The sequence below is a fragment of the Pseudomonas sp. AL10 genome (genome assembly GCF_029960685.1).
Taxonomy (GTDB): Bacteria; Pseudomonadota; Gammaproteobacteria; order Pseudomonadales; family Pseudomonadaceae; genus Aquipseudomonas; species Aquipseudomonas lactis.
The window spans coordinates 79,274-95,340 of the sequence record NZ_JASBQZ010000006.1 but is presented as its reverse complement, the minus strand read 5'-3'; the positions used below and the strand labels follow the sequence as shown (position 1 = coordinate 95,340).

At 59.9% G+C, this 16,067-nt stretch carries 10 protein-coding genes; 9 read left to right on the top strand and 1 reads right to left on the bottom strand.

Annotation, left to right across the window (positions count from 1 at the left end; genetic code table 11):
* Nucleotides 1-30: 30 nt before the first annotated feature.
* From QK296_RS09095 to QK296_RS09065, 7 genes are all read left to right on the top strand, one after another.
* A complete protein-coding gene (locus tag QK296_RS09095) occupies nucleotides 31-5,187 on the top strand; it encodes a hypothetical protein (RefSeq protein ID WP_282390836.1) in 5,157 nt (1,718 codons plus the stop codon).
* Nucleotides 5,188-5,410: 223 nt separating this feature from the next.
* On the top strand, nucleotides 5,411-5,500 hold the full coding sequence (gene kdpF, locus QK296_RS09090) for a K(+)-transporting ATPase subunit F (RefSeq protein ID WP_003218754.1): 90 nt from the start codon (nucleotides 5,411-5,413) through the stop codon (nucleotides 5,498-5,500).
* Between the two features lie 9 nt (nucleotides 5,501-5,509).
* Nucleotides 5,510-7,204 carry a potassium-transporting ATPase subunit KdpA gene (gene kdpA / locus QK296_RS09085; protein WP_282390834.1) on the top strand — a complete coding sequence of 565 codons (1,695 nt, stop codon included), beginning with the start codon at nucleotides 5,510-5,512 and terminating at the stop codon, nucleotides 7,202-7,204.
* Nucleotides 7,205-7,219: 15 nt separating this feature from the next.
* Entirely contained in the window at nucleotides 7,220-9,277 is a 2,058-nt protein-coding gene (kdpB, locus tag QK296_RS09080; protein WP_205884972.1) for a potassium-transporting ATPase subunit KdpB, read from the top strand.
* Between the two features lie 112 nt (nucleotides 9,278-9,389).
* Nucleotides 9,390-9,935, top strand: coding sequence for a potassium-transporting ATPase subunit KdpC (kdpC, locus tag QK296_RS09075; protein ID WP_057710890.1), 546 nt, complete (start codon nucleotides 9,390-9,392; stop codon nucleotides 9,933-9,935).
* Nucleotides 9,936-10,062: 127 nt separating this feature from the next.
* A complete protein-coding gene (locus tag QK296_RS09070) occupies nucleotides 10,063-12,705 on the top strand; it encodes a sensor histidine kinase KdpD (RefSeq protein ID WP_282390833.1) in 2,643 nt (880 codons plus the stop codon).
* A gap of 140 nt (nucleotides 12,706-12,845) precedes the next feature.
* A complete protein-coding gene (locus QK296_RS09065) occupies nucleotides 12,846-13,535 on the top strand; it encodes a response regulator (RefSeq protein WP_003189833.1) in 690 nt (229 codons plus the stop codon).
* A gap of 115 nt (nucleotides 13,536-13,650) precedes the next feature.
* On the opposite strand, the gene QK296_RS09060 is transcribed toward QK296_RS09065, so the two are convergent.
* Complete coding sequence (locus QK296_RS09060) at nucleotides 13,651-14,688, bottom strand: patatin-like phospholipase family protein (RefSeq protein WP_003189836.1); 1,038 nt, start codon at nucleotides 14,686-14,688, stop codon at nucleotides 13,651-13,653.
* Between the two features lie 217 nt (nucleotides 14,689-14,905).
* Between QK296_RS09060 and QK296_RS09055 the strand changes: the two genes are divergently transcribed.
* Together QK296_RS09055 and QK296_RS09050 are read left to right on the top strand one after the other, a co-directional pair.
* On the top strand, nucleotides 14,906-15,184 hold the full coding sequence (locus tag QK296_RS09055; protein ID WP_003189839.1) for a hypothetical protein: 279 nt from the start codon (nucleotides 14,906-14,908) through the stop codon (nucleotides 15,182-15,184).
* Nucleotides 15,185-15,226: 42 nt separating this feature from the next.
* Nucleotides 15,227-15,988: a CHAD domain-containing protein gene (locus QK296_RS09050; protein ID WP_034135144.1), complete on the top strand. Its 762-nt coding sequence runs from the start codon at nucleotides 15,227-15,229 to the stop codon at nucleotides 15,986-15,988.
* Nucleotides 15,989-16,067 lie beyond the last annotated feature (79 nt).

Sequence of the window (16,067 nt, the reverse complement as noted above, 5' to 3'; positions counted from 1 at the left end):
ACATCTGAGAAACCCAAAATGACTTCAGCTATGACTGCTCTTCATGCGCGCCGGGATCTGCCCCCCTCGCAGAACGTTCTATTGCCCGAGGCCAATACCCGATCGCCGGCAAATGAGCCATCAACGATTCCTAACGTAGAGGGCATTGCCCCCATCAGCGTGACCCCGGCCGGCTTGAAAAACGATCGGCAAGTAAGCGAAAAACACCTTCAGCTGCTTCATCAGTTTCGGGCGCTGAATCAGCAAGTCCAGGCATTGATGGGCCAGCAGCCGACACTTTCGAGCGTCATCGAGCAGCAACTCGCCGCGGCGCTCTACAAACAGACGCCGCTGGACGTTACTAAACTCTATTTTCATCGCTACCACACTGATGAGCTGGGGCAGCGCACATTGCTCTCTGTAGAGCCTGCCACTGAGGCACTCTTTAACGCGCTCAAGACGTCCAAGGGGGGCGGTGGCTCGCACGCCTCTACGGGCCCCGCCACCACCGATTCCGGTTTTTATCTGGGCGGCGCGCCGGCCGAACGCAATAAACAGCTGGACGTTGCCGCTAGCCTGCTGTCGATTGCCCAAACCATCGAAAAAGAACTGCCCTCGAGTCTTGCGCGATTTTGGACGGAGCCACGCCCTGGCGAAGCGAACCCTGAGGCACGGCAAGGCGAGTTACTGCGTATTCAACGGCAGATGTTGTCTATCCTTGCAGCGCTTCAGGTAGAAGAGGGCACGATGCTCCCGGCCGCCAAGACGCTGATCGACAAAGCGATTGAGTACCCCACTCTGGAGGCGCGGGAAAATGCCATGCCGGATGGAGAGCGGCCTGGGGTGTATCCGCTCAAGCTTGATACGCCAAAGCCCGACGGTACGTTGATGGCAGGTGCCTTCCTGATCACCAGTGGTGATGGTTCGTCGACACAGCGTCCGTTCAATCGCTCGGACACTAACAGGGCACTACCACCCAGCGAGCAACGCGGCCTGACGGTGCTGTATACCCCCCGCGATGGCTACGAGGTGTTCGACAGCCCGGCCAAAGCCCAGCAAGCCTTGCGCCAGCGCCTCAGTAACAACGCCTATGCCGCGCAACAGGCCAAGCAGAGTTTGCCCATTTCGGTCGAGCAAAGCCTCAAGCCTGGTTGGGAAAACGAGCTGAGCCAAACCCTTGTTCCACTTACCACCGACGTCATTGCCGCAGGCGTACCGCAATTGCTCGAACGCCAGCAGCAGCAGGTAAACACCGAGCTGCAAGCGCTATTGGACGACGATAGCGGTATAGGGAAAACGGACCTCTGGCAACGATCGCAAACACTCAAGGACTTGGATCAGGCGTCTGCCTTGGCGCCACATTTCAGCGCCGACAACGTCCTTCGAGCACGTAATGAATGGCTGCTGGAGCGTTTGAGCGAGTTGGACAATCGCCAAGTGATGCAGCAACGGATGGCGGACCGCAGCAACTGGCAGTACTTGGCACAGCAGCTTAACCAGGCCGGCCAGGCGCTACCGGAAAATGCCACGCCGCAGGATATATCGGCCATCTTGAAAAGTACGCCGATGAGGATTGCCCCAGACTCTGCTCATTACCAGTCATCTATCCGCGAACCGGGCAAGTCGATCAGTCTGGAGGCATTCATCATCGAAAATGACTTGCCTCTGCCCAAGACCCTGGAAGAGTTGTTTTCCCTGGCACAAACGGCAGTTGCAAGGGCCCAGCGACACCCGTTGGGCAATTTCGGGGGCGGTCTGTCCTGGCCGATTCCTATGAGTGCCCGCGAGCAGCAGACGGTGCGGGCCGTTGCACGTGACCAGATGGCCAGTACTCAGATGGGGCTACTGGACTACCTCAACAAGTGCCAACCGCTCTCCGAGGAAGTATTGCAGGATCCGGTGAAGACGCTGGAGGCACTCGTGGGCTCCCCGCAAGGGCATGCCATGGGATTAGAGATGCAAACCAACTTGGGTGGCGTCTCCACAGACATCAGCGTCAATGACTATACGCTGGCGCTCCTTAACCTGGCACTGGACCCGGAGTCTCTCACAAGGCCGCATCGAAATTGGGTAGCCGGTTTCGACCTGACCGACAAGAAATACTGGGGCAAACCCCTCTCGGCCGTCATCGAAGGCCTGAGCCAGCACCTCATTGAAACCGGCCGAGCATCACCGGCGATGGCGAAGGCGGGGGCGTACCTGTTGCTGATGCGGGCAGCCCCGCAATTACTGGTGAAGGATATTCCTGACGGCGTGGTGTACGGCAGCCTCGCGTGGGCAAACCTGTGCATTGCCGTTGCTGCCATTGAAGCCCAGTCTCCAGGCAGCGCTGCCAATATGACCTTTGCCGAGGTGATGATCGCAGCCGACACCCGAGCGCCTGCTCCCGAATCCGCGCAAACAGGGGTACTGCTCAATTGGGCCGTAGCCCATAACATTCTGGAACTCAAGCAAGACTTGCTTTACACCCAGGACGACATCAACAAGGCGAAAGAGGCCTTCAACCATCAGCAAATAGAACTGCAAAAAGCCTCCACGTTATTGGACACACCCTTGCCAAACCGTCGAGAGATGGCTTTGGAACTACTCAGAAAAACCTTTGGCGACAACGTTTCATTTGAGGAACCAAAATTCGTCGAACCCGACTCCGTTTCAGTCTCCCTTAGCGATTCGTCTTATGTTCCTCCAACTTCTTATTCTATGCTTGATGCCGTCATGGAAGGGGTGAGCCTGAATGAACGCTGGAAAAACATTATAGAGGACGATGGTATTGATCTTGACACGTTTATCGCGTTCACTAAACGCCCGGAATGCAATATCAAGAACGCCTTTGATGAGGCCTTTTCAACAGTAACGGCTAAGCATAAGACCGTTCAAAAATTATCGATTGTCAATGCTTTGACAAATCTTCCTCCCGAGGACAAGGAGAAACTCATTTTTGGCGAAATCCAATATTATCAAGAGAAAAGCTATAAAATTGGAGTCGTCAAAGATACGCTGTTTCATACCAGTAAAAAGATAATAGTAACGGCAAAATATAAAGGCATTACCAGTAACTACGAATTCGACACGGAAAAGGGTCTGATCAAAAAACTGAGTGACACTCCGGTTCCGCGCAAGCCTGAGTATATTCAGAACGAAGTTTCTAAAGTCGAGGAGTTCTTCCCCGCTCAAGAGTTAAGCAAACAGATTGATGGTTTGAATACAGTTTCAAAATTTCTCCCGCTTGGCGTATTAGCAGAGCAGGGGGATGATGCCAAGCGACACCCCTTGGATGAGGCAAGGCCGTCCACCCCGTCTGTACCGTATCTGTTCCTCGACGAGCGGGCTAACCACATCGCCGACTCGGTTGTGAAAGCATTGAACCTTGATGATCCTGCCATTCGAAAAGAGGCGATGGGCATGACGTCCGTCGAAAAGGATAAAGAGGAGGGGAAAGCGGTGATGAACTTTCTTCTCGACCTTATTCCTTTTCGCTCGGCAATCGTCAACTTTATAGACGGGAACTACAGTGAGGGAATCACAGATGTCGCCTTTGACTTGCTGGGCTTTATCACCGCGGGAATCGGGGCCGCCGCCAAAGCGGCGAAAGTGCTGGCTAAAACGGGGAAGGCGCTGCAGAAAGGATTAAAAGTCACCAAGATAATGGGGGCGGCCGTGTTAGGTGAGCTCAACCCGCTTAGTGGCGTTGGCGATTTGATTAAGGGCGGGGGCAAAGTGATTACTCAAGGCGTCAGCCACGTCAGAGACACCCTGCGCTCTTTCAAAAGCACGTTAAGCTCGCCGGAGTTGATCAACCTCAGTAAGCGTTATGACGCGGTGGCCAACGGTACATTCAAGGTGGGCGAGCAGACCCTACACGGACCTGCGGTCTTTCAGAATGGTAAATGGGGGCTCTATGACCCTATCAGCGGCCGCCCCTATGGTACCGCGAAGGATTTCAAGCCCGAGCAAGGTGCAATCAAAGGGGAAATCAAAGGGTTCTCTGATTATCTGTCGTGGGAAAGAATAGCAAACACGTTGGCGCCTCCTGTGCCGCCCAATATTAACTTTCGCACTGACTACGCTAACGCTATAGCCGAGGCAAAGAGTAAAGATCTCTCCACGTATTCAAGGGGGTGGAGAGAGTTAAACCCGCAAGCCGTCTACGGCTACTCTCCAGCGATGACCATCGAACAGTTAAAACGTCTTGCCGTCGCCCAGCCTCGTACGCCGGCTCAACTCGGCAGCCTGGCAAAACGAATAGAGGACCTGGAAGCCCTGCCCGATAAGTTCAAAATAGCCCATATCAATGCGGCCATCAGTGATAAAAAAGGCTATGCGAAAGGGTATCGCTCAGCGCGGCCGGACGGGTTGGACGAGTTGACGGAAAAGTTGACTCTCAATCAGGTCGCAGAGCTGGCTCTCGTACCCGAACGCACATCCGAACAAATGGGTTACCTGGTCAGGCATATGGAAAAAATAAGAGAACAGGCGAGCAAGCGAAACTCTAAACGTTTCAGCGAAGACATCGGCTTTAAAGATGCCCGCCCGCCTATTGTGATCAATGGTATTCCTCAGGGGTTATACCTCAGCCGCGTTGATTTGTTGTCGGAGGGTGAGTGTGCGGCGCTGTCTACGCTGATGGCGGAAGCCCTCAAACAGGGCAAACACGACATCTTTCTTGAAAATCTAAGCCAAGCGATGCGCCCCGTGCCTACGCGCCATGAGATTGCAGAGTTGCGAAAACTGGACCCGGCTAAAGCCGATGCCGAACAGCTGCGCGGCACTCAAGTCGAAAACTTCCGTAGTAAGCTGAGCCGGCTTCAGGAGAAAGTCGGAGCTAAATATCACCAATCTAGTGAACTTAAACAGGTTCCCTACACCGATATCATTTCCGATTTGGCCAGTAGCAGCGAAACCAAAACCTTGTTAATCAGCAGCCCTGACCATGGTTTGATGGCCCGTGTGGTAGTTGATCCGAATGGTAACAAGACATGGTTCTATTTTGACCCTAACCACGGTCTTGCGATATTCACCGACGAGGCGCAGATGAAAGCTGCCCTGGAAATGACCTTGAGAAAAGGCCAGAGCAAGGCAACGCTGTCGCACTTCGAGGGTAGGTCGGGCTTACCTGAGTACCAAGTGTCGGTACTTAAAGATTCGCAGGTAAATCCCAACATCGCCTCGGTGCCAGGGGGGATTTTCGACTTGTTCACACCTCTGTAAATCACACAGTGGGTCAAAAGGTGGCAGTGCAATGCTCGATGTGCTCTCGATCATTAATCTGGCACCTTGGGTGATTGCCCGATAAGGCCCCTGTAAACCCCGCATAAACCCACTCTTTACGCCATCTTTACGCCCCACCCAAGCCCTCGCTCTCGTTCCTTTACACCGCTCCTGCGGACAATACCCCCACACGCGGCAATCGCCGCAAGAAGGGGAGACTTCCATGAGCGTTCTGGACGGGGTGTCACTGCTATTGGCCGTGGCGCTGTTCATTTATCTGCTGGTTGCGCTGTTACGCGCGGATCGGAACTAGGAGCGGGCTATGCACAGTTATGACTATTGGCTGATCATCGCCTTCTTCGCCGTGGTACTGGTGCCGGCACCGTTTCTGGGGCGGTTCTACTACAAGGTGATGGAAGGCCAGCGCACCTGGCTCACGCCCGTATTGGGGCCTGTTGAAAAGGCCTGTTACCGCCTCTCGGGCGTGGATGCGCAGCAAGAACAGAGCTGGCAGAAATACATGCTGGCCTTGCTCGCGTTCAACCTGGCGGGCTTCTTGTTGTTGTTCTCGATCCTGTTATTCCAGGGCTCCCTGCCACTGAACCCGCAAAAACTGCCGGGCCAGGAATGGACCCTGGCGTTCAACACTGCCGTCAGTTTCATGACCAATACCAACTGGCAGAACTACAGCGGCGAGGCGTCTTTGAGTTACCTGAGCCAGATGGCCGGCCTCACGGTGCAGAACTTCGTCAGTGCGGCGACCGGTCTCGCGGTCCTGGTCGCTTTATGCCGTGGGATAGGGCGTAAATCTGCCCAGACCCTGGGCAATTTCTGGGTCGACATGACCCGCGCCACCCTCTACGGCCTGCTGCCGTTGTGCCCGGTGCTCGCACTGTTCCTGGTGTGGCAGGGCGTGCCGCAAACCTTCGCCCACTATGTGGATGCCGTCACGCTGCAGGGCGTGGACCAGGTGATTCCTCTGGGGCCGGCCGCCAGCCAGATTGCGATCAAGCAACTGGGCACCAACGGCGGTGGCTTCTTCGGCGTGAACTCGGCGCATCCGTTTGAAGACCCGACCGCCTGGGCCAACCTGTTTGAAGTGGCCTCGATCATTCTGATCCCGGTGGCGTTGGTGTTTACCTTCGGCCATTACGTCAAGGACCTGCGCCAGAGCCGGGCGATCCTCGCGTGCATGCTGGCGCTGTTCCTGATCGGCGGCGCGACGTCACTGTGGTCTGAGTACCAGCCCAACCCAACCTTGAACAATCCGGCGGTGGAGCAAACCGCACCGCTGGAAGGCAAGGAAACACGCTTTGGCACCACCGGTACCGTGCTGTGGTCGGTGACCACCACCGCGGCCTCCAACGGTTCGGTCAATGGCATGCAGGACAGCCTCAGCCCCCTGAGTGGAATGGTGGCGCTGGTCAACATGATGGTTGGCGAAGTGATCTTTGGCGGTGTCGGTGCCGGCATGTACGGCATGTTGCTTAACGTGTTGATCGCGGTGTTCCTCGCCGGCTTGATGATCGGCCGCACCCCGGAATACCTGGGCAAGAAACTCCAGGCCAAGGAAGTGCAATTGCTGGTGGTGACCCTGCTGGTGATGCCGGTCGGCGTGCTGGTGTTGGGTGCCATCGCCGCCAGCCTGCCAGGCCCGGCGGGTGCCATCAGTAACCCTGGCCCCCATGGGTTCAGCCAGTTGCTCTACGCGTACACCTCGGCCAGTGCCAACAACGGTTCGGCGTTTGCCGGCCTCGGCGCCAACACTCCGTTCCATAACCTGATGCTGGGCTTGGGCATGTTGATCGGCCGCTTTGGCTACATCCTCCCGGTGCTGGCCCTGGCCGGCAGCCTGGCGATGAAGAAGGCTGCACCGATTGGCCAGAACAGTTTCCCCACCCATGGTGCGCTGTTCGTCACCCTGTTGACCGTGACCATTTTGCTGGTGGGCGGCCTGACTTTCCTGCCGACACTGGCGTTGGGCCCCATCGCTGAACACCTGAGCATGGGCTTCTAGTTAAGGGATATGAAAATGAATATGCCTGCAAAAAACGCGGCCCCGGTCAAAACCCAGGAGCCTGCCAAAACCGCAATCTCTGCGCTGTGGCGCCCGGCGCTGGTCCAGGCCTTCGTCAAGCTGGACCCACGCCAACTGCAACGCTCGCCGGTGATGCTGGTGGTCGAACTGACTGCCATCCTCACCACCGTATTGTGCTTTGTGCCCGATACCACCGTTCCAACATTTGTCGCCGTGCAAATCGCCGTGTGGCTGTGGTTCACCGTGCTGTTTGCCAACTTCGCCGAAGCCTTGGCCGAGGGGCGTGGCAAGGCCCGTGCCGACAGCCTCAAGGCTGGCAGCGAAGGCTTGAGCGCGCGTCGCCAGGAGGCCGATGGCAGCTTCAAAATGATACCGGCCACCAGCCTTCGCAAGGGCGATGTGGTACGCGTCACCGCCGGGGAGATGATCCCCGGCGACGGCGAGGTCATCGAAGGTATTGCGGCGGTCAACGAAGCGGCGATCACCGGCGAATCCGCCCCGGTCATCCGCGAGTCCGGCGGCGACCGCTCAGCCGTTACCGGCAACACGCGGTTGGTCTCGGACTGGCTGTTGATCCGCATCACTGCCAACCCGGGCGAGTCCACCCTCGACCGCATGATCGCCCTGGTGGAGGGCGCCAAGCGCCAGAAGACCCCCAACGAAGTCGCGCTGGATATCCTGCTGATCGGCCTGACCCTGATCTTCCTGCTGGTGGTGGTGACCTTGCAGCCGTTCGCCCATTTCGCCAATGGCAGCTTGCCTTTGGTGTTCCTGGTCGCACTGCTGGTGACGCTGATTCCTACCACCATTGGTGGCTTGTTGTCGGCCATCGGTATTGCTGGCATGGACCGCCTGGTGCGTCTCAACGTGATCGCCAAGTCTGGCCGCGCCGTGGAAGCGGCGGGGGATGTGCATGTGCTGTTGTTGGACAAGACCGGCACCATCACCTTCGGCAACCGTCGTTGCTCGGCCGTGGTCGCGGCGCCTGGCGTCAGTGGCCGCGAATTGGCCGAAGGCGCGCTGCTGGCGTCCCTGGCCGATGACACGGCGGAAGGCAAGTCCATCGTTGAATACCTGCGCGCCTTGCACCCACAGGCCGAGCCGAGCCTGGAGGCGTTGACCGCCGTACCTTTCAGCGCCGAGACGCGCTTGTCCGGTGTCGACTACCAGGGCCGTGTGTTCCGTAAAGGCGCGGTGGACTCGCTGCTGGCGTTTATCGGCCAGCAACGCAGCGACCTGCTGCCTGCGCTGTCGCGGGAAATCGACAAGATCGCCCAAAGCGGCGGCACGCCCTTGCTGGTGTGCGCCGATGGCAAATTGTTGGGAGCGATCCACCTCAAAGACGTGGTCAAGCCCGGTATCCGCGAGCGGTTTGCCGAGCTGCGCAAGTTGGGGATTCGTACGGTGATGGTCACTGGCGACAACCCACTGACCGCCGCCGCGATCGCTGCTGAAGCGGGGGTGGACGACGTGCTGGCCGAGGCCACGCCAGAGAAGAAACTCGCGCGCATTCGCCATGAGCAGAACGATGGTCGCCTGGTTGCCATGTGCGGCGACGGCGCCAACGACGCCCCGGCGCTGGCCCAGGCTGACGTCGGCATGGCGATGAACGACGGCACCCAGGCCGCGCGCGAGGCGGCCAACATGGTCGACCTCGACAGCGACCCGACCAAGCTGCTGGACGTGGTGCAGATCGGCAAGGAACTGCTGGTGACCCGTGGCGCGCTGACGACCTTTTCCATCGCCAACGACGTGGCCAAGTACTTCGCGATCCTGCCGGCGCTATTCGCCTCGATCTACCCGCAACTGGGCGTGCTCAACATCATGCACTTGCAGAGCCCGCAGAGCGCGATCCTCTCGGCCATCGTGTTCAACGCGCTGATTATTGTGGTGCTGATTCCGCTGGCCCTGCGCGGCGTGCGCGTACAGGCGGCGAGTGCGGCGGCATTGCTGCGGCGCAATCTGCTGATCTACGGGCTGGGCGGGCTGTTGGTGCCGTTCGTGGGCATCAAGGCCATCGACATGCTGCTGACCGCGCTGCACCTGGTTTGACCTGTCCGCTGATCGTTCCCACGCTCTGCTGATCGTTCCCACGCTCTGCGTGGGAACGCCGCCGCCCCGGACGCTCCGCGTCCCACCGCACCACTGAATTGAGGAGTCTGAAATGTCCAACATCATCCGCCCAGCCCTGAGCTTGCTGGTGCTCATGACCCTGATCACCGGCGTGGCCTACCCGCTGGTAGTCACTGGCGTGGCGCAAGTGGCCTTCCCCGATCAAGCCAATGGCAGCCTGGTGCACGACGCCAGCGGCAAGGTGCGTGGCTCCAGCCTGATCGCCCAGGACTTTACCGGTGACCGCTGGTTTCACCCACGCCCGTCAGCCGGTGCATTTGCCACAGTGTCCAGCAGTGCCAGTAACCTGGGGCCCAGCAATCCGGCCTTGGCCACTCGCATATTCGAGGAGGCCAACAAGCAGTCAGTGCCGGGCCAGGGCCCGGTGCCACTGGCCTCGCTGACAACCTCCGGCAGCGGCCTTGATCCCCACTTGCCACCGCAGGCGATTGCCTATCAACTGGCGCGAGTAGCGGCGGCGCGAAATGTGCCGGTGGCAACCTTGCAGCGGTTGCTGGATGAGCATATCGAAAGCCCGTTGGTAGGGCCGCCCGTAGTAAACGTCCTGGCCCTCAACATGGCTTTGGAAACGTTGTAAGCCAAGCGATCGCCATCGCGGGCAAGCCCGGCTCCCACATTTGGAATGCATTCCACTGTGGGAGCCGGGCTTGCCCGCGATGGCGGCCTTGAAGACTCTCCATAAATACCTGAAGGAACCCCCGAGCATGAGCGACTCCGGCCGCGCCGATGCCCTGTTAGCCGATCTGCCCCGGGACGGTCGTGGCCGGCTCAAAGTCTTCCTCGGCGCCGCGCCCGGCGTGGGCAAGACCTACGCCATGCTCCAGGCGGCTCACACCCAACTGCGCCAGGGCGTGCGCCTGATCGCCGGGGTGGTCGAAACCCACGGCCGCGCCGAGACCGAAGCCTTGCTCAGCGGCCTGCCGCAACAACCGCTGTTGCGCAGCGAATACCGTGGCGTGATGCTCGAAGAAATGGACCTCGACGGCCTGCTCGCCGCCAAGCCCAAGCTGGTGCTGGTGGACGAACTGGCCCACAGCAACGCCCCCGGCAGCCGTCATGAAAAGCGCTGGCAAGACATTCAGGAACTGCTCGCCGCCGGCATCAACGTGTTCACCACGGTCAACGTCCAGCACCTGGAAAGCCTCAACGACCAGGTGCGCGGCATCACCGGCGTACACGTGCGCGAAACCTTGCCGGACTGGGTGCTGCAAGAGGCCGACGAACTGCTGCTGATCGACCTGCCGTCTCGCGAGCTTCTCGAGCGCTTGCGTGACGGCAAGGTGTATGTGCCCGAACAGGCGCGTGCGGCCATCGATGCGTTTTTCACCCAGACCAACCTCATGGCCCTGCGCGAGCTGGCGATGCAAACCGCCGCCGCCCACGTCGACGATGACCTGGCCCAGGGTTACCGCCAACTCGGCCAGGCCGCGCCGGCAGTGCGTGGGCGCCTTTTGGTCGGTGTGGATGGCGATGCGCAAGCCGAACGACTGGTGCGCCATGCCTGCCGCGTGGCCCAGCGTCGGCATTTGCCCTGGAGCCTGGTGCACATCGACAACGGCCGTGCGCGGGATGAGCAATCGCGCCTGCGCCTGCAAAACGCCCAACAATTGGCAGAGCGGCTGGGCGGGGAAGTGGTGTTGCTGCGCGCGGGGGAAGTGGCCAAGACCCTGATCCAGCACGCCGCCGAACGCCGCGCCAGTTTAGTGCTGGTGGGGCAGTCACGGATGCGCTGGCGGCGGCGCCTGTTCGGTGGCGGCTTGGCGGCACGCCTGTTGCGCAATGCCCGCGGCTTGGAAATCAACGTCCTCGACAGCGATGACATGCCTGCACCGCCGCGCCTGCCGGATGTGCGCGGTTTGGTGTGGTTCGATTACGCCTTGGCGGTGGTGGCGACCCTCGCCGCTGCCGCAGTCGCCTGGGCCGTGTCCAGTGCGTTGGCGCTGCCGAACATCTCGTTGGTGTTTCTCGCCGCCGTGCTGTTGGTGGCGGTGCGCAGCAGCCTGGGGCCGTCCCTGGTGTGTGCGGCGCTGTCGTTTCTGACTTACGATTTTCTGTTTATCCCGCCGAATTTTTCCTTCGCCATCCAGCGCGAAGAAGACGTGCTGACCCTGTTGTTCTTTCTGTTGATGGCGGCGTTGACCGGCAACCTCGCCGCACGCCAGCGCCGCCAGTTGCAGGCGTTGCGCGATACCCAGGAAGAAACCAGCGAGCTGCTCGACCTGTCGCGCAAGCTCACCGCTGCCACCGACCGCCAAGCCGTCATCAGCGCTGCCGCCCACCATCTGCAAGGTTGGAACGAGCTCGACCTGTGCCTGGTCAATCGCGACGGTCAGGGCGGCTGGAAGGTCGAGACCGGTGGCCCGTTGACCCTCACCGAAGCTGAACGCGCCGCCGCCGATTGGGCCTGGCAGCATGATCAGCCGGCCGGCATGGGCACCGGCACCTTGCCGTTTGGGCGTTGGTGGTGGTGGCCGCTGTCAGGTGAAGAGGGGCCCTTGGGGTTGCTGGGTGTCAGTGCCAAGCCTGGCCTGGAATTGAGCGGGCAACGTCGTCGCTTACTCACCGCGTTGAGCCAACCGCTGGCCCAGGCGCTGGCGCGGGCACAACTGGGGCAGGAGCTGGAATCGGCGCGCCTGCACGGCGAAACCGAACAACTGCGCAGCGCTTTGCTCGCGTCGGTGTCTCACGATTTGCGCACGCCATTGACGTCCATGCGCGGCAGCATCGACAGCCTGCTGGCCCTGGGTGAAGCCATCCCGCTGGAGGATCGCCGCGAATTGCTCGAAGGCACCCGTGATGAAGCCGAGCGCCTGGACCGCTATATCCAGAACCTGCTGGACATGACACGCCTGGGTCATGGTGCGCTGAAACTGGCACGCGATTGGGTGTCGCCCGGCGATATTGTCGGCAGTGCCCTTGGGCGACTGCGCGCCGTGCTGGCGCCGTTGCAGGTGAGCACCGATGTGCCGCCGGAGCTGCCTTTGTTGTATGTGCATGCGGCGTTGATTGAGCAGGCCTTGGTCAACGTGTTGGAAAACGCCGCACGGTTTTCGCCCCCCCAGGGCCGCTTGCAGTTGCGGGCTGGGGTGCAGGATGAGCAGTTGTTTTTTGCCGTGGCGGATGAAGGACCGGGGATTCCCGAGGAGGAGCGGGCGAAGATTTTCGACATGTTCTACACCGCTGCCCGTGGTGATCGAGGCGGACAGGGCACCGGCCTCGGCTTGGCGATCTGCCAGGGCATGGTCGGCGCACACGGTGGGCATATCAGCGTGGCCGATGGCATTGAGGGGCGCGGCACCTGCATTACCTTGTTTCTACCGCTGCCCACACAACCTGTCCTGGAATAATCCTGTAGGAGCGAGCTTGCTCGCGAAGGTCGTTAACGACAATGATGGCGTCCTGAGTTTACGCGGTGCCTATGGGTTTTTCGCGAGCAAGCTCGCTCCTACAGGGGGGGTGATTTTTTAATGGGTTTTGATGAGACACCATGAGCCAGACCGCGACGATTCTTGTCATTGATGACGAACCGCAGATCCGCAAATTCCTGCGCATCAGCCTGGCCTCCCAAGGCTATAAGGTGATCGAAGCCGGCACCGGCAACGAAGGCCTGGCCCAAGCGGCCTTGAGCAAACCGGATCTGCTGGTACTCGACCTGGGCCTGCCCGACATGGACGGCCAGCAGGTGCTGCGCGAGTTTCGCGAGTGGTCGAGCGTGCCGGTGCTGGTGCTGTCGGTGCGGGCCAGCGAAGGTCAGAAGGTCGAGGCCCTCGACGGTGGCGCCAATGACTACGTGACCAAGCCGTTCGGTATCCAGGAGTTTCTCGCCCGTGTACGCGCGCTGTTGCGCCAGGCACCGGCCGGAGAAGCCCAGGAAGCCGCCCTGAGTTTTGGCCCGTTGACCGTAGACCTGGCCTATCGCCGCGTTCTGCTGGACGGTGCCGAGGTGGCGCTGACCCGCAAGGAGTACGCAGTGCTGGCGCAACTGGCCCGGCATCCGGGGCGGGTGATTACCCAGCAGCAATTGCTCAAGGACATCTGGGGCCCGACCCACACCGAGGACAGCCATTATCTGCGTATCGTGGTGGGGCACCTGCGCCAGAAGCTGGCGGATGACCCCACCCAGCCACGGTTTATCGTGACCGAGGCGGGGGTGGGGTATCGGTTGCTAGGTGCCTGAGTCTGTGGTGCCTGCGCTGGCGACATTGCAGGCAAGCCATCTCCCACAGTTGAAATGCATTCCCCTGTGGGAGCCGGGCTTGCCCGCGATGAGGCCATCAGCAACACCTCCACGTTCAACTCTGCTCACTCTCATACCGATCCAACGTATCACTGGCAATCTCCCGCCCCAAAGCAATCAACTCCGGCGCTTTGTAGAACTCGAAAAACCGGCACACCCGCTTCGGCACGTTGATCAGCACATCCGGTGGGTACCCAGCGATCTTGTATTGCGCCAATGAGGTTTGCATCACCTCGAAACTCTGGTTGATCAGGTCCAGCAGCGATGCAGGCCCGACGTTGTCGATGATGAACGAGCCGGTCGCCGACTTCGGTGCGCCGGCTTTCTCCGGCGCCGCGGCAGGTTGTTGGGCTTCGGGTTCGGCAGACTCCAGCCACGGGTTGATTTCGGCGGCCTGGGCCTGCAAGGCTTCTTGTTCCAGTTTCATCAACTGCTCCGCCTGCTTGCGGCGAAACGGCAGGTGCGAGCCCAGTGACTTGGCCAGGCTGTTGAAGCGGCTCTTGAACGCTGGCGGGCGCTGGATCACCGGCAATTGATAGTGCTTCTGGTTGGTGGCGTTGAGGTTGACCGCAATGATCAAGTCACAATGGCTCGACACCACCGGCACGATGGGCAGCGGGTTGAGCAGGCCGCCGTCCACCAGCATGCGGTTGCCTTGCATCACCGGGGTGAACAGGCTGGGGATCGCCGCCGAGGCGCGCATGGCCTGGTGCAGGCAGCCTTCCTGGAACCAGATCTCCTGTTGGTTGGTGAGGTCGGTGGCGACGGCGGTGTAGGGGATGCGCAACTCCTCGATATTGATGTCGCCGACAATCTTGCGGATTTGCCCGAACACCTTTTCACCACGAATCGCCCCCAGACGAAAGCTCACATCCACCAGGCGCAGTACGTCGAGGTAGTCCAAGCTTTCGATCCAGTTGCGGTACTCGTCGAGCTTGCCGGCGGCGTAGATCCCACCCACCACGGCGCCCATGGAACAGCCGGCGATACAGGCGATGTCATAGCCGCGTCGTTCGATTTCTTCGATTACCCCGATATGGGCGTAGCCCCTGGCCCCACCAGACCCCAGCACTAACGCAACACGTTTCTTCATGGCCAGATCCTTCGCAAAACAGGGGCCCACAATGCACCCATCAAGGGGCCTGCTTCAATCCTTGCTGACAGCGCGCAATATTTTTCCAGGCTGGCGATCAGGCTCGGGTATGCTCTGGCAATAGGTACTACTGATTTCAGGCTAAGGACAAGGCACTTTTCCCTGTAGGCAACGTCTACAGGCTACGACTGAATTTGTATATTTTGAGGTGTCATCAATGAAAGCCTGGATCTGTGTGCCTGTGATCGTGTTGGCCTTGGCTGGCTGTGCCGGGAAAACCGCGTATCGCGACAGCTGCGGCTCGCAATTGGACGCCGCCTGGAAAGAACTGGACCTGGCCAAGGCCGAAGGTTTTGCCGGCACTGTCAGCTACTCCAAGGCTTTGTCGCTGTTGACTGGCGCCAAGACTCAGCAGCAGTTTGAAGCGTTCGAGGGTTGCTCCAACAAGGCCGAGAAAGCGCGGTTCTACATTCGTGAGTCTCGCGCCGGGCGATGACCCAGCGGCGGGCAGGATTTTTTATCGGAAAGTGAGGGCAGGATGTCAGCGTTGGTCAATCAGTTAGTCGCTCAGGTCATTGGCCTGGAAGTAGGGTTACTGAGCTGCCAGGCTCGCCTCGCCGCCGTCACTGACGATGAAGCCTTGCATGATTTGCGCACCACGGTGCGCCGCCTGCGCAGCCTGTTGCGCCCTTTGCGCGGGCTGCCTGGTGTCGAACAGCTTGAATTGGCCGCCAGCACGGTTGGCCAACTGACTACGCCGCTACGCGACCGAGAGGTGCTGGCGGCGTATTTGCATCAGCACGGGCATCACGAGGCAGCTGATCGGCGCCTGCGTCTGCAGCCCGAGGCTTACCGCCAAGTGGCGCAAAGCCCGGAACTGGCGCACTTGCTGCTGATCCTGGATGCATTCCCGCGGTTTATCCGCGCGTCCCAGCACCAGAAACTGCTCAAAGGCTTGCGCCCGCGTATCCAGAAGCGCCTGGCCAAGCAATGGCAGAGACTCGATGAGGCCCTGAAGGATCCCGATCATGATCGCCACCGGCTACGGTTGCTGATCAAGCGTGTGCGCTATGCCGCCGAGGCGTATCCGGAGCTGGACAAATTACCCGCTAATGCTCTGTCGCATTTGAAAAAAGCCCAGAGCGCTCTGGGTGATTGGCATGACTGTTGGCAATGGCTGGCCCAGGCCGGCCACGAGCCAGACCTGCAACCCTGTGTCGCGGTGTGGCAGCGCACCATGCTCAAGGCGCAAGGCAAGGCCGACCGCGTGCTGGACACACTCAGCGCCGAGTGTTTTTAAACCGGTACGGTTTTTGGCCGGAATAGGCGCTGTGCCTGCCGAATTGGATGGTTAAGATTCCTCCACGATTTTCTTGATG